Here is a 22,124-nt window from a genome sequence, read left to right on the forward strand (position 1 = left end):
AGGAGAAGGGAGCTAAAACTCTTGTTCCCTCTCCTTTGGGAGAGGGCTGCATAAGGCTCAAGCACGAAAATCATACTTCTATTCAGCAACGCCTACTTTTTTAGGCATGGGGACTCCCTGATGCGGTGGGGAATAATAGGGGCATAGAGTTCTGCAGGCTTGATTACAGGTTCCGGGGTAGCCCAATCTCAAACCGATGACAATGACATGGAAACCTACGATCGTTCGCAACCCTTTGATGGTCCCGCCTGACAGATCCGTGCGAGCAACGATCGCCCAGATGGGGCGGCTCGATCGTTTGACACCGTACCAGAGCAGTCCACCCTGTCAAGTTCCTTTCGAGAAAATTGCAGCCACCCTCCCTGGGATTATCTATACTGTCATCCAACACACGAATGGAACCACAGAAGACATCTCTGGTTCCATGGAATTTACCTATACTAGTCCGATCGTAACGGAGATTTTAGTCTGTCAGGAAAATCCTGGAAATACATGGGGTAAATTCTCGATTTCGAGTCTTTACCATTAGGAGACAACGGTTCATGTTGAATTGCCTGTAACAGGATAGTAGTTATGACGATGCCTTCTGTTCTAGTGATTGACGACGAGCCCGATAACCTGGATGTGATTGAGGCCCTCCTGTTTGGTTTTGGTTATGAGTTGCACTACGCTCCCAATGGCCAGTCGGCCATCGCATCTCTGGACCTGTTTCAACCGGATGTCATTTTACTGGATGTGATGATGCCCGGAATGAATGGGATTGAAGTCTGTCGCCGCATTAAAGCTATGCCCAAGTGGGAGTCCGTGCCCATCATCATGGTGACTGCCCTGAGCAGCAAAGAAGACCTGGCCAGATGTTTAAGTGCCGGGGCCGATGACTTTATTAGTAAACCAGTCAATAGTTTGGAACTCCGATCAAGAGTGCGATCGATGTTACGCATCCATCAGCAATATCAGCAACTGGAAACCTTCAACGCTACTCTGGAAGAAACGGTGCAGCAACGAACAGCCCAGTTGCACACCATGATTTTTCAGGATGCGCTCACCCAGTTGCCCAGCCGCACTTTCCTGTTGCAAAAGTTAGCTGAGGTTTTGCAATCTGGGGCCTCCTCTTTCGCTGTCGTTTATCTGGACTGTGATCAGTTCAAGTTAGTCAACAGTTCTCTGGGCCATGGGGTCGGCAATCAATTGCTGCTGGCGATCACAGAACGGTTACAGGATCATCTCCGTCCCGGTGACGTGTTAGCGCGGATGGGTGAGGATGAGTTTTGCTTTTTACTCCATCAGATTGCTGACAAGAATGCCTTAGAGGCTTTCATCCAGACCATTCTTCAAAGCTTTCACACCTCGTTTGTGGTTGCAAATTGTGAAATCTTTATGACGGCCTGTATGGGTATTGCCCTGGGTAATTCTGGGTATCAACAGCCAGAAGAGCCTTTGCAAGATGCGGATACCGCCATGTACAGAGCCAAACTTCGTGGTAAGGGCTGCTATCAAATCTTCGATCGCCAGATGTCTCTGGCCATGCTGAACCGTCTGACCCTGGAGAATGATTTGCAGCGGGCGTTGGAACAACAAGAGTTTGTCGTCTACTACCAACCCATTATCAATCTGCAAACCGAAAAAATTTCTGGGTTTGAAGCCCTGATCCGCTGGCGGCATCCCGTGCGGGGCATGGTGTCTCCTGGTGAATTTATCCCCTGTATGGAAGAAACGGGGCTGATTGTGCCCGTTGGCCTGGTTGTGCTGAAACAAGCCTGTCAACAACTACTTGTCTGGCATCAGCAGGGTTGGACTGATCTGACCATGAGTGTGAATCTTTCGGCGCGCCAATTTGCTTGCCCGACGCTCCTAGCGGATATCGATCGCGTGCTCGCAGAAACGGCCATCAATCCTGCTCGCTTGAAACTGGAAATTACTGAAAGTGCGATTATGGACAATGCTCAGACTGCAATCGCCCTGACGGAACAGTTGCGATCGCGCCAAATTCAAATCAGCATTGATGATTTCGGGACAGGATATTCTTCCCTCGGTTATCTACATCGGTTTCCGGTAGATGCGCTGAAGATCGATCGCTCGTTTGTCAATCAGATTCAGGCAGGAAACTGTGACTATCAGGTTGTCAACACAATTATTGCTCTGAGCCAGCAACTTAAACTTGCCGTAATTGCTGAAGGGATTGAAACCCCTGAACAACTGCAATGGCTACAACAATTGAGCTGTGAATTTGGGCAGGGTTATTTATTTTCTAAACCCCTTGCAGGAGATGACATTGAGCAACTTTATCTCCAAGAATTCTTCTCAAATTAGGAACAAGATAGAACAACCTTATTTTCCAAAAGAATGCCATAACAATCTCTTTATAGATCACTCTAACAGTCACAACTGGATGCCTGGAGAATGTGATTTTAAGGGTATAAACTTTCACTACGTAATGCTGTCCAGGCTCCTTCAGTCGAGGATAATGTAGGGAACTCAAGTTTTATTCCCTGGCTTAAAGTTTTTTCATGTTTTCTTAATCATCGTTGATTCAGCGCCATCCTCTAGAAGTCTCCTACCCTGTCAGAAGAAACGGGCTGTTTTATGGATAACCAGGTTTTGCCTACTCTTTTACTGATTGATGATTGTGCTGAAGATCGGCTGACCTACCACCGTTTTCTGGAGCAGGGCAGTTTCTCTGCTTACCGTATTGTCGAATGTGAAACCGCTGCGGAAGCGATTCGTTCGTGTCAGCAAAGCATTCCTGATGTGGTGTTGCTGGATCTAAATCTGCCTGATGGCCATGGCTTGGAGGTGCTGCAAGAAATCAGAAGTCATCTGCCAGCTACCCGCATGGCCATCATCATTCTGACCGGGCAGGAAGATGTAAGTACCGCCATCCGAGCTATGAAAGCAGGGGCACAGGACTACCTGACTAAGGACCGGCTCACGGCGGGTGCCCTGCAGCGGGCCATTGAGGAGGCTGTGAGTCAGCTCGATCGGAACAGGCCCTGCGTCCAGGCTCAGGACTGCCCTCGCCAGATTACCTATGAGCAGTTCCAGAGCGAACTAGCCCAACGAGAACAGGCTGAACTGGCCCTGCACCAGAGTGAGCGCACCCTCAAGCTCTTTGTGAAGTATGCGCCTGCTGGTATTGCCATGCTCGATCGCAACCTGTGCTACGTGATGGCCAGCCAGCGCTGGATCGAGGATTATCAGCTTGGTTCCATCCTATCCGTGGTGGGGAGATCGCACTACGATATCTTTCCGGAGATTCCAGAACGCTGGCAGCAAATTCATCAGCGCTGTCTGGCCGGGGCGATCGAACGCTGTGAAGAGGATTTGTTTGAGCGGGCCGATGGCACTCAGCAATGGATTCGCTGGGAAGTTCGGCCCTGGTACACCATTACCCAGGAGATTGGGGGCATCATCATTTTCTCGGAAGATATCACCGATCGCAAACGGGCAGAAATAGCCCTACGAGACAGTGAAGAACGGCTGCGATTGACTCTGACTGCAGCCAAACAGGGACTCTATGATGTCAATATCGCCACTGGGGAAGTCATCGTCAACCCTGCCTATGCCCTGATGCTGGGGTACGATCCGGCAACGTTTCAGGAAACGGCTGACCGATGGGTCAAGCGGCTGCATCCTGACGATCGAGAACAGGCGGCTGACCTCTATCGCGCCTATGTGGCTGGAGAAATTCCAGAGTACCGATCGGAATTTCGCTTACAGACTCAAACTGGAGATTGGAAATGGGTACTGTCCCTGGGCAAGATCGTGGACTGGGATGCAGAGGGCAAGCCATTACGCATGCTGGGGACCCATACCGATATTACCAATCGCAAGCAGGTGGAGGTTGCCTCTCAACAGGCTTACCAGACCCTGGAAACCCTGGTCGCTGAACGCACTGCCGAGTTATCCCAACTGAATCACCGCCTGTCCCAACTGGCTGCGATCGTGGAATCCTCCAACGATGCCATTATCAGCAAAACCCTGGAGGGAATCATTACCAGTTGGAACCCTGGTGCTGAAAAGCTGTTTGGCTATACGGCTGCAGAAGCGGTGGGCCAATCGATCATGATGTTGATTCCTGCCAATCTGCAGGCGGAAGAAAGTCATATTCTGGAGCAACTCCATCAAGGCCGCGAGATCGGACAATATGAAACTGTGCGCCAGCGTAAAGATGGCCAGCAAATTGAGGTTGCCCTCTCCATTTTTCCGATTAAAGATGCAGAGGGCAACATCACGGGTGCGGCCAAAATTGCCCATGATATTAGCGAACGGAAACGCACTGAAGTGGCCCTGGCCCAATATGCCCGTGAAGTTGAGGATCTCTATAACAATGCCCCCTGCGGCTATCACTCCCTCGCCCCGGAGGGGCGATTCATCCGGGTGAACGAGACCGAACTGAAGTGGTTAGGCTATAGCCGAGAAGAAATGATCGGCAAACCCCTCATCGATTTTTTTACGCCAGCCAGCCGTTCCGCTTCCTTCCAGGACTATCCAGCCTTCCAGAAGCAGGGCTGGGTCAAAAATCTGGCCTATGAGATGGTCTGTAAAGATGGCACCATTTTGCCAGTGCTGATCAGTGCCACTGCGGTCATGGATGCAGAGGGTAAGCATTTATATAATCGAGCCACACTCCTGGATATCCGGGATCTCAAGCAAACCGAAGCCCAGCTCCGCAGCCTCTCCGATCGTCTGGTCCTGGCCCTTCAGGCTGGGGCGATCGGGTCCTGGGAATTGACTCCAGATGGCCAGGGTCACTGGGATGCCCGCATGTATGAACTCTATGGTCTGCCACCAGCCGAACAGCCTCCAGAACTTCAGGACTGGCTGAATCTGATTCATCCTGACGATCGGGCTGAAGTTGAGGCAGTCCATGAAGCTGCAATTCAAACTAACCAGGACATCGATATCGAGTTCCGAGTGATTCATCCCGACGGCAGCATCCACTTTATTAAAGCCTGTGTGTTGCTGCAGCACAATGAGCAGGGTCTGCTCTCCCGCATGATTGGCATCAACTACGACATCACCGATCGTAAACAGGCAGAAGCCCAACTCCAACAAACCAATGAGCAATTAGCGCTTAACAATCTGGAACTGGCACGGGCTACCCGCCTCAAAGACGAATTTCTGGCTAACATGAGTCATGAACTCCGAACTCCCCTCAACGCCGTTTTGGGTATGTCGGAAGGGCTGCAGGATGGGATTTTTGGGTCCATAAATGAGCGGCAGGCTCAGGCGATCAGCATCATTGAGAGTAGCGGCAGACATTTGCTGGCCCTGATTAACGACATCCTCGACCTGGCAAAAATTGAATCGGGCAAACTGGAACTGGAATCCAGTGACGTTTTCATCCCTAACCTCTGTGACATGAGTCTGACCTTTGTGCGCCAGATGGCGGCCCAGAAAAAAATTCAGCTCAAAAGCTGCGTCCCTGCAGGTATTGGCTCCATTCAGGGCGACGATCTTCGCCTGCGCCAGGTACTGATCAACCTACTCAGCAACGCCATCAAGTTTACGCCCGACGGAGGGGCGGTCACCCTGGAGGTGGCAAGAGCCTGTAGCCCTGGCCAAGACTATGGAGCTGTTCTCTCTCCCCTTTCCTCCAGCAAGCCTTGCATCGGCTCCTCCTACCTTTACTTTTCGATTACCGATACAGGCATTGGCATTGCCCCAGCAGATCTGGAAAAGCTCTCTCAGCCTTTTGTGCAGGTGGATAGCAGCCTCAGCCGACGATATAGCGGCACCGGCTTGGGGCTATCGCTGGTGCGTCGGATCGCAGAGTTGCATGGTGGGGACGTTCGGGTTCGCAGCCAGTTAGGGCAGGGGAGTTGTTTCACCGTTCGCATCCCCGATCGCGTCTATCTCCATGAACCGGAGATGCTGCAGGTCCCTTCACCTACTGAGCCATCCGCTGAAATCCTCCCCAATGCATCAACTCCGGAGAGGCCAGCCTCCTCCCAACTCATTCTGCTGGCAGAAGACAACGAAGCCAATGTGGAAACCATTGCCAGTTACCTCGAAAGCTGGAATTACCCCCTCATTCTGGCCAGCAACGGGCAGGCGGCGATCGACCTGACCCAAAAGCACCACCCGGACCTGATCCTGATGGACATTCAAATGCCTGGAGTCGATGGGTTAGAAGCCATCCGCCAGATCCGACAAAATCCAGAGTTTGCCAAAGTGCCCATCATTGCACTGACGGCCTTAGCCATGGCTGGCGATCGGGAAAAAACTCTGGCTGCAGGCGCAACCGAGTATCTGGCCAAGCCAGTCTCCTTCAAGCAGTTAGAAAGCCTGATTCATCACCTGCTGGCGGAGCGACCGATATAAAACCAAACACCCGTAGGGATTGCATTGTTCCCCACAGTAGTTCAACTGCTTGAAGACTTTGGACCTCTGGTCTTAAGCCTTGAGCACATCCTGGAACTGTGATTTCACCCGATCGTATTCTGCTTCCAACTCCGCCACCTGAGCTTCAATGCCCTCTAGCTTCCCTTGCGCTACCCCATCCTCCAGGGTTTGACAAAGGACTGATAATCCATGCGCCTTCAAAGACGCACTACTGGATTTGAGCGAATGGGCCGCCCGTTGTAAAGATTTTGGATCTAGCGTGGCGATTGCCCGGTGCATCAATTGCACCAATTCATCCCCCACTTCAACAAAAGTCTTCACCAGTTCAGCCAGAAAAGCCTGTTGCACCTCTGGCTCACTTCCGGCTAACTGTTCCACAAACTCCATCAGAGCAGGTCGATCGACTGCCGGTTCAGGGTCTGGGAGGGCCAGCCTGGCAGATTGAAGATGACACTGACAGAGAACTTGGGCCAGTTCTTTCGCCTGAACAGGCTTGCTGATATAACTGTCCATTCCAGCCTGCAAACATTGCTCCCGATCGCCCTGCATCGCATTGGCCGTCATGGCAATAATCTGAGGCTTGCTCCAGTCAGGCGGTGGCTCTTGGCCTGCCCCCGTCCACATCAACTGAATCTGTCGGGCTGCCTCCAGCCCATCCATTTCTGGCATCTGCACATCCATCAAAATCACATCGTAGGGCTGTAGCCTCAGCATCTGCAACACTTCCAGCCCATTGGCAGCCATGTCGGCCCGATATCCCATGCGCTGCAACAGATGCAACGCCACTTTTTGATTCACGATGTTATCTTCTGCCAGCAAGATACGTAAGGGACATCTGGCTGAGACCTCTGGATCAATCAGCGCTGGAACTGCAGGGACAGCGCTTGCCCGATCGCCCTGCTGGGTTAAAACCTGAGAGAGGATCTCACAAAGCTGGGACTGCTTCACAGGTTTATTCAGGTAGGCTGCGAGGTGAATCCCTGGCACCTGCGATCGAGATTGAGCCAGGGAGGTGAGCATGATCACAGGCAATTGGCGATGGACCGGATGCTGAGCGATTGCCAGCGCCAGATTAATCCCATCCATTTCTGGCATTTGCATATCTAGGATGGCCAGATCAAACCTGGGCGATCGGTCCAGAACCTGTAACGCTGCCTTGCCCGAATCAGCCGTTTCTACAACCATACCCCAGGATTCCACCTGCAACTTCAAAATATTCAAATTCGTGCCATTGTCATCCACAATCAACAGCCGTTTCCCCTGCAAGGGCACCATGTAGGGATTGACCACCGGTCGCTGCAGCGTCGCTTCCCCCTGAATCGTAAAGAAGAAAGTCGATCCCTGACCGGGTTGACTGTTCACCCAGATCCAACCCCCCATCATCTCTGTTAAGCGCTGGCTGATCACCAGTCCCAGGCCGGTGCCCCCGTATTTGCGTGTTGTGGAGGCATCCACCTGACTGAAGGGCTGGAACAATCGATCGAGACGATCGGCTGGAATCCCCAGTCCTGTATCTTTTACTGCAAACTGAATCTCATATAAAGATGGGGTTCCTGCGCGATTGATTGGCTGTGCTGTGAGGGAGATCAGCACTTCTCCCCGCTCCGTAAATTTAATCCCATTGCTAATCAAATTAACCAGAACCTGCCGGAGTCGGGTCACATCCCCTAGCAAATACTCAGGTACAGATTGGTCAATGAGATATAACAGTTCAATTCCCTTTTCTGCTGCTTTAGCGGCGAGCAGGTCCAGTGCTCCTTCAACACAATCTCTCAGGCTAAAGGGCTGCTCCTCTAGCTCCAATTTACCAGCTTCAATCTTAGAGAAATCTAGAATGTCATTAATTACTGTGAGCAAAGCGTCTCCAGCGTTCCGGGTAGTTTCAACAAAATCCCGTTGTTGAGGCGTTAGCGGGGTATCCAGCAGCAACCCAGTCATGCCAATAATGGCATTCATCGGGGTCCGAATTTCATGGCTCATGACAGCCAGAAACTCACTCTTTGTTCGGTCCGCCTGCTCCGCCAGCTTTTTAGCTGATTCTAACGTTTGATTGAGCAAGACCGCCTGTTGCATTTGCTCCTGCAAGCGCATTTCAGCCTGCTTCCGCTTAGTGATATCCTGGTAGGTGCCCAGCAGAGCTACAATCTGATTCTGCTCATTTTTCAGCGGCACAATCACCGTCTCGCAAATGCCCTGGCTCTTATCCTTGCGCTTAAACTGCACTTCCCCAGACCAGTGTCCTTGATAAATCACCCTATTGACTACTTGCGGCAGGGTAATGCTGTTCTGAGCTGCTTTAATTTGATTGATACTTTTACCCAGAATTTCGGCTTTGGTCCAACCAAACATCCGTTCCGCAGCGGGATTCCAATCGACGATCGTGCCATCTAAATGGGTCAATACCAGCCCATCATGGCTATATTCAAAAACTAGAACCTGCCGTTGTAGGGCAATCTCAGTCTGTTTCTGATACTGACACAACTGTTCCAACCGCTTCAGGTGGTGCCGCAATTCCAACTGGGAAACCACCTGATGGGCCAGGGTAATCAGAGTCTGTTGCTGCAGCGCATTCAGGGTTCTGGGAACCTGGTCAATCACACACAACGTCCCAATTGCATGGTTTTCTGGCGTAATCAGGGGAGCCCCAGCATAGAATCGAATTTTTGGGTCAGCCGTGACAAGGGGATTATCCTTGAATCGCCCATCCTGATGGGTATCCGTGACCACAAAGAGGTCCCGCTGCAAAATCGCATGGGGGCAAAAGGCAACATCTCGGCTGGTTTCTGTGGTGTCCAGTCCCACTTTAGATTTAAACCATTGCCGATGGGTATCGATCAGACTAATCAGGGCAATCGGAACCTCACAGATGAGGGAGGCTAATTGCGTCAGTTCGTCGAAACCAGCCTCTTCAGGGGTGTCTAGAATCGAATACTTCTGCAAAGCCTGCAGTCGTTCGTCTTCATCGTCTGGGAAAGGGGCCACTAACATTTCAGAGGTCTCCAGTGGAACTGGCTATGGAACGATCGACAATCCCTCAGTTTGCTCACCTCTGTGAAAGGCTAGAGATGAACCTTATGAAATATAAACAAACTGTTGCGCCAATATAAACTAAATGTTAGGTCTGCCCCACTGGCCGTGAGATCATTCCAGCTTCTGGGTATATATAAGGGTGCAGCACAGAGTGCGACTTATAGATGTACCCATAAATACATTCAGCCTCCTTGCTTGCAAATATAGCCTGTAACGCCTGGACATACATAAGGCATTCGGCACAATTCCAAATTCAGTGGGTCTTAAGTTCATGAGCGCTGCCACCCCCAATTACGAAACTGCCAGATTAGAGGCCCTGTATCAGTATCAGATCCTGGATACCAGTGCAGAATCAGCCTTTGACGATTTAACAGAGCTGGCAGCTCAAATCTGCCATACGCCGATCGCCCTGGTTAGTCTGGTGGATGTCGATCGTCAGTGGTTCAAGTCCAAGGTTGGGATCGAAGCCTCGGAAATTCCCAGGGAAAAAGCTTTTTGTGCCCAGGCAATTCTACAAGCGGAGCCCCTGATCGTTGAAGATGCGCTGGCAGACGATCGGTTCGCCCAGAATATCCTGGTTACCGGTGATCTCCAGATCCGGTTCTATGCTGGCATCCCCCTAATCACATCCCAAGGATTTCGCCTGGGGACGTTCTGTGTTCTCGATCACAGCCCTCGACAACTCAACCCCCAGCAGATCAAGGCCCTTCAATCCCTGAGTCGGCAGGTGATGAGTCAGTTGGAGTTGCGCCGTAGTCTAATCGAACAGCAATGGGTTAAGGAATATAACAGCTACATTGTCAGCGCCGCTCCTACCCTTATCTGTGGCATTGCCACCGATGGCACCACTAACTCCATTAATCAGGCAGTAACACAAGTTACGGGATACAGTGCCCAGGAATTGATTGGCCAAAATTGGTGGCAGATTTTCTACCCCGGTGAAGAATATCAGCAGGTGGAGCAACTATTCCAAGACTTTGAAATGGGCCAGGTGATTGATTATGAAATGACGCTGACCACCCGGACTGGACAGAAGCGTGTCATTTCCTGGAATTCAGTCAACCGCTGGGATGAAAAGGGAGCGTTGATTGAGGTCTTTGGTATCGGAGTCGATGTCACCGCTCGCAAACGGGCTGAGGAGGCCCTGCGACAACAGGCCCGCCGGGAGTTGCTGGTGGCTGAAATGACCCGCCGCATCCGGCAATCCCTCGACCTGGACGAAATTCTCAACACCACGGTGACCGAGGTGCGACAATTTCTACAAACCGATCGGGTTCTCATTTTCCGATTCGAACTGGATTGGAGTGGGGTGGTGGTGGTTGAATCAGTTGATGGGATCTGGCCCGCCATTTTAGGGGCCAGAATTGATGATACTTTCTTCAAAGACGCCCAGCGCCGCAAAACCTATGAACAGGGCCGCATTCTGGCGGTAGAGAATATTGACAATTCTGGGCTGTCTGCCTGTCACATTGGTTTACTGCAGCAGTTTCAGGTCCAGGCTAATCTGGTCGTGCCAATTTTGCGAGAGGAGAAATTGTGGGGCCTGCTGGTGGCCCATCACTGTTCCACCTCCCGGGAGTGGCAACAACTGGAGATCAACCTGCTGCGACAACTGGCAGCCCAGGTAGAAATCGCTACCCAACAATCCCAGCTCTATCAACAGGCCCAACTGGAACTGGCTGAGCGCAAATGGGCTGAGCAAAAAATCCGGGAACAGGCGGCTCTGCTGGATGTCACGACAGATGCAATTCTGGTGCGGGATCTCAATCATCGGGTTTTGTTTTGGAATAAGGGCGCAGAACGCCTCTACGGATGGACCCAGGCAGAAGCCCTCAACCGCTGTGCTAACGAATTACTGTATTTGGAAGTACCAGAGATCGCCACGATCGTCTATCAGACGGTACTTAGCCAGGGAGAATGGCAGGGTGAGCTCCAACACATCACGAAGAAGGAACAAGAGATTGTGGTGGAAAGCCGCTGGACCCTGGTGCGGGATCTGGCGGGCCAGCCCAAATCGATTTTGATGGTGAATACGGACATTACCGAGAAAAAACTCCTGGAACGGCAGTTTTTGCGATCGCAACGGTTGGAAAGCATCGGCACCCTGGCCGGTGGGATTGCCCATGATTTGAATAATGTGCTGGCTCCTATTCTCATGTCGGTACAGCTCCTAAAGATGCAAACCACCAGCGATCAGGGTCGTCAGTGGTTGGAGGTTTTGGAAGGGAGTGCCAAGCGGGGCAGTGAGCTGATCAAACAGGTCCTTTCCTTTGCCCGCGGCCTGGATGGAGAACATGGCGTTTTGCAAATTCGGCACCTGATTTCGGAAATCAGAAAAATTGTGGAGGAAACCTTTCCCCGCTCCATTCAAATTTGCCTGAACGTGGCTCCCAATCTACGCGCCGTCTGTGGAGATGCAACCCATCTCCACCAGGTACTGATGAACCTCTGCGTCAACGCTCGAGATGCCATGCCCGAGGGGGGAAAGCTGAGCATTACCGCCGAAAATCTGATTCTGGGTGAACAGGATGCCCGTCTCCACATGGATGCTAAAGCTGGAGCCTACGTGGTAGTAACCGTGAGCGATACCGGTACTGGCATCCCCGCTGAGTTGTTGGACCGAATTTTCGAGCCGTTCTTTACCACGAAAGAATTAGGCAAAGGCACCGGGTTGGGGCTCTCGACCGCGATCGGAATTATTAAAAGCCACAAAGGATTTATCGCAGTCTCCAGTCACCCCGGCAAAGGAACTGATTTCAAAGTGTTTCTACCGGCTGTCGAAGCAACCTCGGAATGGATTGCGGAAACCCAGGATTTACCTCGCGGACGGGGCGAGCTAATCCTCATCGTGGATGATGAAGCCGCCATTCGAGAGATTGCCGGTAATTCTCTCAAGGCTTTCAACTACCGGGTACTAACGGCCAATGACGGAATTGAAGCGATCGCCCGCTATGCCGAACATCGAGAGAAAATTCATTTGGTGCTGGTAGACATGATGATGCCGCTGATGGATGGGGCCACGACCATTCGGGCCTTAAAGAAGCTGTATCCCCAGGTTAAAATCATTGCCTCCAGTGGGCTAGTTGCAGGGTCGCAACTCCCGGAAACCGGGACTTCTGGGACAGAGGGTTTTCTTGCCAAACCCTACACCACCCAGGAGTTGCTTCAGGCCATTTACAATGTTCTAAAAGTAGGATCTTGAGCATCACGGTGGGGCCAAGAGTTGGACTTTTCGGCGTTGCTGAATAGAAGGATGATTTTCGTGCTTGAGCCTTATGTAGCCCTCTCCCTAGCCCTCTCCCAAAGGAGAGGGAACAAGAGTTTTAGCTCCCTTCTCCTGCGGGAGAAGGGTTGGGGATGAGGGTAATTCATATTTGCATTCAGCAAAGCCGACTTTTCAACCATGCTTTCAATAGGATTTGACGATCAGTAAACAATTCCGATCGTCACTAGTGCGCCTGTAGCTGATCTGATCGGCGATTTTTTGCATGATTCTCAATCCCCGCCCGCGAGACCCCTCATTCTCTTCCAGTTCAGGCATTTCACGCAATTTTTCCTCCAGATTGAAGGGTACTCCGCAATCCCAGATCCGAATTTCAATCCTTTGAGGAAACCGGATGGCTTCAATCAGAATCGGTGTTTCTGGAGGGAGGGATTTGTGCGCATACTCCACAGCATTATCAAACCCCTCTTTTAGGACAGTCTGGCATTGCCACCAAATCACCTTATTGGAAATAGGAGGCTGATTCAGCTCTTCAAACCAGGAAAGGACTTGAGCTGAAGCTGCAGGATCCGTATTCACTTGTAGATTGATTTTCTTCAACACCTGATTTGTCCGCAGATTAATACCCTAATATGATGGTCTTCGATTGGCTCACTCTCTTAAGGCAGTTTTCAGCCTAATGAACCCAGGAGGACAGGGTTATCCTGACATGGGAACTCCTGATTTCTCTGATTCCTGGGCCCACGAAATTAACTGTCATTGTGCTGAGTCTATTGTTTGATCTTGCCCAGTTGAAGGCAATTTCACCTCAACCCAATCTTTCCTTATTAGAGCATCCCGTCTTCCAGAGCCCTCCTTATCATCCTCGCAGTGATAGCAAGATCCTTACGGTTGGTCAGCGGATTGATCTGAATAGAACCTGCTTACGTACTCTTCCAGACCAAATCCATCGTAATTTGCACACATCCTGATCTAAAATTTTAAGTGTTTTCACTGTTGAAGCCCGAAGGCTGCCTGCGTGTTTCGACGATTTGGGGATTGGCATCGTTTAAGTGTTCTTGCGGATCAACTTTGGGCCTCAGTTCGTTCATTTAAAGCCCTGCTATGTTTCAGATTTTGATTATTGATGATAACTCTGTCAATCAGCTTCTCTTAGCAAGAACGTTGAAAAAACAGGGCTATCAAGTCACCACCGCTAATGACGGAGAAGAAGGGCTTGCTCTGGCATTTGCACTACATCCGGCCCTGATTATTTGTGATTGGATAATGCCCAAAGTCGATGGGCTGGAGGTCTGTCGGCGAATCAAGGCCGATCCAACCCTGTCCACCACATTCTTTATCTTGCTTACCTCCAGGGGCGATGTCGAAGATCGGGTACAAGGATTGGATACCGGGGCCGATGATTTCTTAACAAAGCCCTTTGAAATGAATGAGCTGAAGGCACGGGTGAGAGCTGGTCTCCGCATTTACCAGCTCACCCAGGATTTGAAATCTAAAAATCAAAACCTGGCTAAGCTCACTCGCAATTTGCAACGCCAGCAGAAGATCCTTGAGGAGGAACTCTCAGAGGCGGCTGCTTATGTGCAGTCCCTTCTGCCCGCACCGATCAAAGGAGCCCTCACCATTAACACTCGCTTTATCCCCTCGCGGCAACTGGGCGGAGACTGTTTTGATTATTTCTGGCTGGACCCCGATTTTCTCGTGATCTACCTGATCGATGTGTCAGGTCACGGGCTGGGGGCAGCCTTGCCTTCCGTGGCTGTTTTGAATCTTCTCCGATCGCAAGCCCTGGAAAGTGTTAACTTCTACCAACCCAATCAGGTGTTGCAAGCCTTAAATGAAAACTTTCAGATGGATAATCAAAACGCCAAGTACTTGACCATTTGGTATGGGGTCTATAATCGTACCGATCGGCAACTGATCTATGCCAATGCTGGGCATCCCCCTGCTGTTCTCATTTCTACAGCTCCCGATCGGGCGCTCCAGGTAAGGTCATTGCGAGATTCCAGCATGCCGATCGGCATACTACCTGACACGCGCTATGACAATTATTACTGTGATATAGGGCCAGACAGTGTCCTGTATGTATTTAGTGATGGGGTTTATGAATTTCTCCAGCCGGATGACACCATTTTCGGTCTACCAGACTTTCTGGATCTCCTGGTCCATTGCAGTCAGAGGGTCCAGGAAAACGGGGACCTCATCCTGCAACAGATTCTGGAACAGATTCAGTACCTGAATGGGGGGAGTGTCTTTGAAGATGACTTTTCCTTGATACAGGTTAACTTTGGATAAGGGATACGTAACCAAACTCTTTCTCCTCAACAGCAGCCCTCTATGGATACTCCCCGCTGGCAACGCGGCCAGTTTCTCCGCAGAACGGTAACCTCTGTCAGCAGGCCGCCTTACAGAAAGCATCGTGCTTGTCTCAGCTTGAGACAATATCAGCTTCATCGCCATCGCCAGCAGATTGCATTGATTGAGCTGGCCAAAAATCACGCTTTCTACCAGGGGGATCTGACCAGTGCTTTACAGACGCTCACCCGCACTGCCGCTCACACCTTGGCCGTGGAGCGAGTCAGCGTCTGGTTTTATGATGAGTGCCATACCCAGATTTGTCTACATACATTATACGAGCACCAGAGGGAAGAGTTTTCCTCGGGTGTGACCCTGCAGGCCGATCGCTACCCAACCTACTTTCAGGCCCTGGAAAAAGATGACATCCTGGCCGTTCATGAAACCCAGGCCGATTTGCGCACCCAGGCTTTGCAGGAAACCTGGCTGCTCCCCTATCGCATTACTTCTCTTCTCGATGCACCCATCCGATCGGGAGGGGTGACCGTGGGGGTTCTCTGTCACGAACATACGGGGCCAGCCCGTCACTGGACCCTGGAGGAGCAGAATTTTGCTCGCCATCTGGCTCAGATGGTCTCTCTGGCGCTGGAAGCCCGCGATCGTCAACAGGCGGAGGAAGCCCTGCGCCGGAGCGAGGAACGCTGGCAACTGGCGCTGCAGGCTAATCACCAGGGGATTTGGGATTGGGACATCCTTGAGGGTCGGACTTTCTATTCCGATCGCTGGAAAGAAATGCTGGGATACAATGCCAACGAAATTGGCCAGACCCAGGAGGATTGGTATAGCCGCATACATCCGGAAGACTATGATCTGGTCATGGCCACCCTCTGGGCCTATCTGGATCGGAAAATTCCCGACTACATCACAGAATACCGATTACGCTGTAAAGACGGTTCCTACAAATGGATTCAGGCTCAGGGACAGGCCATCTGGGATGGGGCCAACCGCCCGATTCGCATGGTTGGGTCCCATACCGATGCTACCGCTCGCAAACAACAGGAAGAAGCACTCCACCTGATCGTGGCCGGAACAGCGGCCAAAACAGCGGATGATTTCTTTCGCTCCTGCGTTCGCTACTTGGCTGCAGTCTTGCAGGTACGGTATGCCCTGGTGACCACGATCGTGGATCAGCATTCTACTCGCGTCCGCACCCTGGCTTTCTGGAAAGGAGACAACTGGGCCTCCAAGGTGGAGTATGAGCTGAAAAATACCCCCTGCGAGATTGTTTTTTCTGGCCATCCCTACTTTTACCCCAATGATGTACAGGAAAGGTTTCCTGCTGATCTGAAACTGGCGGAGTTGGATGTAGTCAGCTACCTGGGTATTCCCCTGGCTGATCAGTCAGGCCGAATTTTGGGACATCTGGCAGTCCTGGACTCTAAACCGATGACCCGGGACATCGATCGGGAACTGATTCTGCGGATTTTTGCAGCCCGGGCTGCTGTTGAATTGGAACGGAAGTTGGCGGAAGCAGCCCTGCAAAATAGTGAGGCGGAGTATCGAGCCCTGGTTCAGGCGGCAAATTGTATTATTCTCCGCTGGGATACAGCAGGCCAAATTATCTTTATGAACGACTATGGGTTGGATTTCTTTGGCTTTGAACAAAGTCAATTGCTTGGTCACAATATCATTGGTACGATCGTGCCAGAAACAGAGCTTTCTGGCCGTAGCCTAACTGAGCTGATGCGGGATATCTGCCGCAACCCAGAACAACATCTGATTAACGAGAATGAAAATATTCGTCGAGATGGGAAGCGGGTCTGGATTGCCTGGGCCAATAAGCCGATCGTGAATCCAGAGGGCATCGCAACAGAAATTCTGTCGATTGGAACAGATATCTCGGAACGAAAACAGGCTGAACAGGCTCTGGAACAAGCTAAACAGGAAGCGGAGGCAGCCAACCGGGTCAAGAGCGAATTTCTGGCGAATATGAGTCATGAACTTCGGACTCCTCTCAACGCCATCCTTGGCTTTGCCCAACTCATGACCCGAGATCCAACCTTGAATGGGACTCAACACTCTTACCTAAGCATCATCAACAATAGCGGTGAACATCTGCTGGCCCTGATCAATGATGTGCTGGATATGGCCAAAATTGAAGCCGGTCAGATCCATCTCCATGAAACCAGCTTCAACCTGCATCACTTGCTGGATCCGCTGGCAGATCTATTTCGCTTGAAATCTGAAGCCAAAGGCATTCAATTTATCTTCTATCTCGCCCCTGCCGTTCCCCCACAAATCGCCGTTGATGAGGGCAAATTGCGCCAGATCTTGATCAATCTGCTGAGTAACGCCATCAAGTTTACCCAGCAGGGACGGGTAACCTTGCGCGTTTCCCTGGAGAATAGTCATTTGCCATCGGGCCTGCAGCATTCATCATTGGGCCCTGGCCCTGATCTCAAGTCAGAACTTGGAACAGGTGACACAGAACAAATGACCCTCTCGTTTGAAGTGGAAGACACTGGCCCTGGTATTGATCCTGAAGAATTGGAGACAATTTTCGCACCATTTGTGCAAACGGGAATTGGCCGGACCCTGCAAGGAGGCACCGGATTGGGACTGTCAATCAGTCGGCGATTCGCCCAACTGATGCAGGGGAATATCACAGTGAGTAGCTGCCTGGGTCAGGGTTCCTGCTTCTGCCTGAAACTGCCCGTTCGACCGGAACCCACGATCTCGACCATCCAAACACCTCGGCCACGGGTGATTGGCTTGGCTCCCAATCAACCCACATATCGCATCCTGGTGGTAGAAGATCGCTGGGAAAGTCGCCATCTTCTAGTTAGATTGCTGGAGACTCTTGGATTTGAGCTGCGAGAGGCACAAAATGGGCTGGAAGCTATCACCCTTTGGGAAGAATGGCAACCCCATCTAATCTGGATGGATATGCAAATGCCCGTGATGGATGGATATGAAGCCACCCGGCATATTAAAACCCAACTGCGGGGACAGGCTACGGTGGTCATTGCTCTCACGGCCAGTGCCCTAGAGGAAGAAAAAACGATCGTGCTATCTGCAGGTTGTGACGACTTTGTGCGCAAACCATTTCAGGAGAGCATTATTTTGCAAAAGATAGCGGATTATCTAGGAGTGCGTTATTTATATGAGGAGGAGAGTCAACACTCTCTTGAATTTGGTGACACAACATCAGCGGCTGTTTTTAATCCTCTCGAAGATAGAATTAAGCCTGATTCTTCCTGGATCAGCGCTTTGCGATCGATGCCTAATTCGTGGATTACACAACTCCATGAGGCAGCAACCCTAGCTGACAATGAGTTAATTCTGCAATTAATTGAGGCAATTCCTGAATCCTGTCAGGCCCTGGCTCAAGATCTGACTGCATTGGCTAATTATTTTCGCTGTGACAAAATTATGGATTTAACGGCTTCGGCACTGGCAGAAACCAGCAATTAGCGCAATTTCAACCTGACGATGAGTCTCAACATCTCCGATCGATATAAGGGAAGCATCTTAATCGTTGATGACACCCTGGAAAATTTAAAGTTCTTATCGACCCTTCTGGCAGAACAGGGGTATAAAGTCCGGAGTGTGGTTAATGGGCAAATGGCCCTAACGGTAGCTCGGGCCGCCCAACCCGATCTAGTCTTACTGGATATTAAAATGCCCGATATGGATGGCTATGAGGTCTGCCAACGGCTCAAGGCAGAAAGCCAGACCCAGGAAATTCCGGTCATTTTTCTCAGTGCCCTGGATGAAGTGCCTGATAAGTTGAAAGCCTTTAAGGTGGGTGGCGTCGATTATATTACCAAACCATTTCAGTTGGAAGAAGTCCTAGCCAGGGTTGAGAACCAATTAAGCCTGTTGGCAGCCAGGGCAGAGATTCGGCAATTGAATGCTGAGTTAGAACTGCGGGTGATTCAACGAACAGCTCAGTTGGAACGCGAAATTGCAGAGCGGCAACGGATCCAGGAACAGTTACTGCACATGGCTCTGCATGATTCTCTGACTGGCCTGCCCAATCGGGTCATGTTCATGAAACGGCTGCAGGAAGTGCTCAATCGGGCCAGACAACATCCCGATCATCTTTTTGCCGTATTATTTCTGGATTGCGATCGGTTCAAAATCGTCAATGACTCCCTGGGACATCTAGTGGGCGATCAACTTCTGATTGCTGTGGCTCGTCGGCTGGAGTCTTGCCTGCGTCCGGGCAATACCCTGGCCCGCTTGGGTGGGGATGAATTTACGGTTTTGCTGGGAGAAATCGAGCATCTGGATGATGCAACGCACCTGGCAGACCGACTGCAACGGGAACTGGTGATGCCTTTTCAACTGGATCGGGACGAAATTTTTATTGGAGCTAGCATTGGCATTGTGCTGGGCACCAAGAGTTATGATCAACCAGAGCATGTTCTGAGAGATGCAGATACAGCCATGTACCAGGCCAAAGCTATGGGCAAAGGCCGCTATCAGGTTTTTGATACAGGCATGCACTATCAGGCTCTGGAATTGTTGCAACTGGAAACTGACTTGAGACGGGCCGTGAAACGGCAGGAATTTCAGGTTCACTATCAGCCGATCGTCTCTCTGAAAACCGGTCGCTTGGTCGGGTTTGAAGCCCTGACCCGATGGATTCACCCGACCCGGGGTCTGATTCCCCCCTGTCAGTTCATCCCTTTGGCTGAGGATGCTGGATTAGTTACTGCGATCGATTTGTGGATGATCCGGCAGGCCTGTCACCAACTTAATACCTGGCAACGACAGTTTCCCTCAGACAGGCCCCTCTCCATCAGTGTCAACCTGTCAGTAAAGCATTTTGACAAACCCAATTTAGTAGAGCAAATTGATCAAATTCTGCATCAAACAGGTATGGAAGGCCGATTCCTCACCCTGGAGATCACCGAAAGCGCAATTTTGGATAATCCTGAGACTGCAGGTGTGATTCTGCAGCAACTCAAGCAGCGGCAGATTCGCCTGGCCCTGGATGATTTTGGCACGGGCTACTCTTCCATGAGTTATCTCCATCAGTTTCCGATCGATAGTGTTAAAGTTGACCGTTCCTTTATCAGTGGTACCGGTCAGTTTCTGGAAAATCCGGCGATCGTGACGGCGATTTTCACCCTGGCCCAATCCCTCGAAGTGGGGGCGATCGCAGAAGGCATTGAAACCGTACAACAGTTGAGCCAGCTTCGAGATCTGGGCTACGAGTACGGTCAGGGATATTACTTCTCCTCTCCAGTAGAGGCTGAAGCGGCCACCCTGTTAATGGTGGCACCTCCCTCCTGGTTATCCCCCTCCAATGCTTGAAGCCAATTTTATGGGTTCAAGTAGGGAGGGATGCACCCTGCATCCCCATAGTGATCCTTAATTTAATTGCGCTTAGCTTAGGAGTTGTTGGCAAGTCATCATAGGGAATACTATATTGAGCAAACGCATCTGCACCTGCTTTCAGGGCAGTACACTAGCCATGGAAGTTTCGGACATCCGTCGTGAAAGCTAAGGATAACCCAGCATGACCAGCATGACTCTTAAGGACCTTCAGCCTGCTGACAATAAGGACGTGGGCGTTTACATGCCCTACTATCAGGGTAATAAGCGGCAAATGCTCCCTCTCGCAATTAGCCTCTATCAAAAAGGGGTATTGGAAGGGGAACGAAAAATTGAAGGGGGGGATGGTATCCCTTTCATCGTGACCTGGAATGTCTCCAAACTGCCTGCTGATCTGACCCGATGCCGGATGCAGTTTGATGGAGATGCCGATCTCAGCTATGAAATGATGGTAACCAACTTTGAGTTTGTCGATTACCTGATTGATGTTGTAGTCAATTTTCGCCGGTCCCGGTTTATTGATTTTTCCCAGGCTTTCTATCGCAAGCTTCTGCGAATTGACGACTGAGGACTTTTTAACAAACTCCCAACCCCTGAAGGATAAGCCAGCAATTCTGGTAACCCTGCTGATGGGAATACCACCCTTTCCCATCCTCTCTCTAATCCCCGCTCCAGATTTCAGTCGTCAACCGTTAATTCGGTAAGATTAAGGGGGGTAATCGTTTGTTCAGGAGTTGGTTGTGCCGAAGTCCACAAAATATTTGTTGATTGGATCGACTGAACCTTATTGTGGTAAGTCGGCAACAGTTCTGGGACTGGCTCACCAGCTCAGACAAAAAGGGCTAGATATTGGGTACGGCAAACCGATCGGAACCTATTTAAGTGAAACTCAGTCAGAGCCCCTGGATGAAGATGTACGCTTCTTTATCGAAACTCTAGAATTAGCAGAGGATCGGGTGGCCCCGACCCTTCTGGCGTTAAGCGAACAGACGATCCGAAAACGGCTGCAAGGTCTCGACCAGACAGATTACCAGGCTTCCTTAGCTCAATACCTGGAACGTCAAACCAGCGACTTGATGCTGCTGGAAGGTCCGGGTAGTCTGGCTGAAGGTAGTCTGTTCGACCTATCTCTGGATCAGGTCGCCCGTGTGGTGGATGCAATGGTTTTGCTGGTCGCCCGATACAGTACGCCGGACATGATCGACGCCCTGCTAGCCGCCAAAAAGCTTTTGGGAAATCGCCTTCTGGGAGCCCTGATTAATGACATCCCAGAAGATCAACTGTCAGAGGTTCAGGATGTGGTCAAACCTTTTCTGGAACGGCAGGGTATTGCCATTTTGGGGATGCTTCCCCGGAATGACCTCCTGCGGAGCGTCAGCGTTCGAGAGCTGGCCCATCAACTGCAGGCCAAAGTTCTCTGTCGCTCCGATCGCCTTGACCTGATGGTTGAGAGCCTGACGATCGGAGCCATGAATGTCAGTTCGGCTCTGAAGTATTTCCAGCAAGGCAATAACATGGCTGTGGTCACTGGCGGCGATCGGACTGACATTCAACTGGCAGCCCTGGAAACCTCCACCCAGTGCATGATTCTTACGGGTTCCATGATGCCCAATCCCACGGTACTCAGTCGAGCGGAGGATTTGGAAATTCCAATTCTCTCGGTTGACCTGGATACATTGACTACCGTGGAAATTATCGATCGGGCATTTGGCCAGGTTCGCCTCCATGAACCTGTCAAAGTGCAATGCGTGCGTCAATTGATGAGCGAACACTTTGATCTGGATCAGATGATTGCTCAAATGGGCTTGCAACCAGCCATATCCCTGCCCTAAGCCTGCTTCAGGATGATGGGTCTCAGCCTTAAGAACAGGTTGCTAACGCGAAC

At 50.9% G+C, this 22,124-nt stretch carries 11 protein-coding genes; 9 read left to right on the plus strand and 2 right to left on the minus strand.

The annotated features are described in order from the left end of the window. Positions 1-202: 202 nt before the first annotated feature. The 3 genes from BST81_RS19910 (at position 203) to BST81_RS19920 (ending at position 6,324) form a co-directional block, all read left to right on the plus strand. Positions 203-529, plus strand: a complete 327-nt coding sequence (locus tag BST81_RS19910; protein WP_143780428.1) for a hypothetical protein — start codon at positions 203-205, stop codon at positions 527-529. Positions 530-573: 44 nt separating this feature from the next. Then, positions 574-2,310 carry an EAL domain-containing response regulator gene (locus BST81_RS19915; protein ID WP_075600265.1) on the plus strand — a complete coding sequence of 579 codons (1,737 nt, stop codon included), beginning with the start codon at positions 574-576 and terminating at the stop codon, positions 2,308-2,310. Between the two features lie 273 nt (positions 2,311-2,583). Then, positions 2,584-6,324 carry a PAS domain S-box protein gene (locus BST81_RS19920; RefSeq protein ID WP_075600266.1) on the plus strand — a complete coding sequence of 1,247 codons (3,741 nt, stop codon included), beginning with the start codon at positions 2,584-2,586 and terminating at the stop codon, positions 6,322-6,324. 72 nt (positions 6,325-6,396) lie between these two features. On the opposite strand, the gene BST81_RS19925 is transcribed toward BST81_RS19920, so the two are convergent. Beyond that, a complete protein-coding gene (locus BST81_RS19925) occupies positions 6,397-9,333 on the minus strand; it encodes a response regulator (protein WP_075600267.1) in 2,937 nt (978 codons plus the stop codon). A gap of 313 nt (positions 9,334-9,646) precedes the next feature. Here BST81_RS19925 and BST81_RS19935 point away from each other — a divergent pair, with 313 nt between their 5' ends. Then, positions 9,647-12,577, plus strand: coding sequence for a GAF domain-containing protein (locus BST81_RS19935; protein WP_083636964.1), 2,931 nt, complete (start codon positions 9,647-9,649; stop codon positions 12,575-12,577). A gap of 207 nt (positions 12,578-12,784) precedes the next feature. Here BST81_RS19935 and BST81_RS19940 read toward each other — a convergent pair whose 3' ends face one another. After that, entirely contained in the window at positions 12,785-13,201 is a 417-nt protein-coding gene (locus BST81_RS19940) for an anti-sigma regulatory factor (protein WP_075600268.1), read from the minus strand. Positions 13,202-13,702: 501 nt separating this feature from the next. On the opposite strand from BST81_RS19940, the gene BST81_RS19945 reads away from it, so the two are divergent. From BST81_RS19945 to BST81_RS19965, 5 genes are all read left to right on the plus strand, one after another. Continuing rightward, positions 13,703-14,893, plus strand: coding sequence for a SpoIIE family protein phosphatase (locus BST81_RS19945; RefSeq protein ID WP_075600269.1), 1,191 nt, complete (start codon positions 13,703-13,705; stop codon positions 14,891-14,893). Between the two features lie 42 nt (positions 14,894-14,935). After that, positions 14,936-18,367 carry a PAS domain S-box protein gene (locus BST81_RS19950; RefSeq protein WP_083636965.1) on the plus strand — a complete coding sequence of 1,144 codons (3,432 nt, stop codon included), beginning with the start codon at positions 14,936-14,938 and terminating at the stop codon, positions 18,365-18,367. Between the two features lie 18 nt (positions 18,368-18,385). Next, entirely contained in the window at positions 18,386-20,218 is a 1,833-nt protein-coding gene (locus tag BST81_RS19955) for a GGDEF domain-containing response regulator (RefSeq protein ID WP_075600271.1), read from the plus strand. A 214-nt stretch (positions 20,219-20,432) separates the two neighbouring features. Beyond that, on the plus strand, positions 20,433-20,807 hold the full coding sequence (gene ebsA / locus BST81_RS19960; protein WP_075600304.1) for a type IV pilus biogenesis protein EbsA: 375 nt from the start codon (positions 20,433-20,435) through the stop codon (positions 20,805-20,807). A gap of 172 nt (positions 20,808-20,979) precedes the next feature. Next, entirely contained in the window at positions 20,980-22,071 is a 1,092-nt protein-coding gene (locus tag BST81_RS19965) for a phosphotransacetylase family protein (protein ID WP_075600272.1), read from the plus strand. Positions 22,072-22,124 lie beyond the last annotated feature (53 nt).

The sequence above is a fragment of the Leptolyngbya sp. 'hensonii' genome (assembly GCF_001939115.1).
In the GTDB taxonomy this organism is placed as follows: Bacteria; Cyanobacteriota; Cyanobacteriia.

Excerpts from the sequence above, each read along its gene's own strand:
- BST81_RS19935 (WP_083636964.1), top strand. The coding sequence starts at position 9,647 with ATGAGCGCTGCCACCCCCAATTACGAAACTGCCAGATTAGAGGCCCTG.
- BST81_RS19950 (WP_083636965.1), top strand. The coding sequence starts at position 14,936 with ATGGATACTCCCCGCTGGCAACGCGGCCAGTTTCTCCGCAGAACGGTA.
- BST81_RS19910 (WP_143780428.1), top strand. The coding sequence starts at position 203 with ATGACATGGAAACCTACGATCGTTCGCAACCCTTTGATGGTCCCGCCT.
- BST81_RS19955 (WP_075600271.1), top strand. The coding sequence starts at position 18,386 with ATGAGTCTCAACATCTCCGATCGATATAAGGGAAGCATCTTAATCGTT.
- BST81_RS19920 (WP_075600266.1), top strand. The coding sequence starts at position 2,584 with ATGGATAACCAGGTTTTGCCTACTCTTTTACTGATTGATGATTGTGCT.
- BST81_RS19915 (WP_075600265.1), top strand. The coding sequence starts at position 574 with ATGACGATGCCTTCTGTTCTAGTGATTGACGACGAGCCCGATAACCTG.
- BST81_RS19945 (WP_075600269.1), top strand. The coding sequence starts at position 13,703 with ATGTTTCAGATTTTGATTATTGATGATAACTCTGTCAATCAGCTTCTC.
- BST81_RS19925 (WP_075600267.1), bottom strand. The coding sequence starts at position 9,333 with ATGTTAGTGGCCCCTTTCCCAGACGATGAAGACGAACGACTGCAGGCT.
- ebsA (WP_075600304.1), top strand. The coding sequence starts at position 20,433 with ATGACTCTTAAGGACCTTCAGCCTGCTGACAATAAGGACGTGGGCGTT.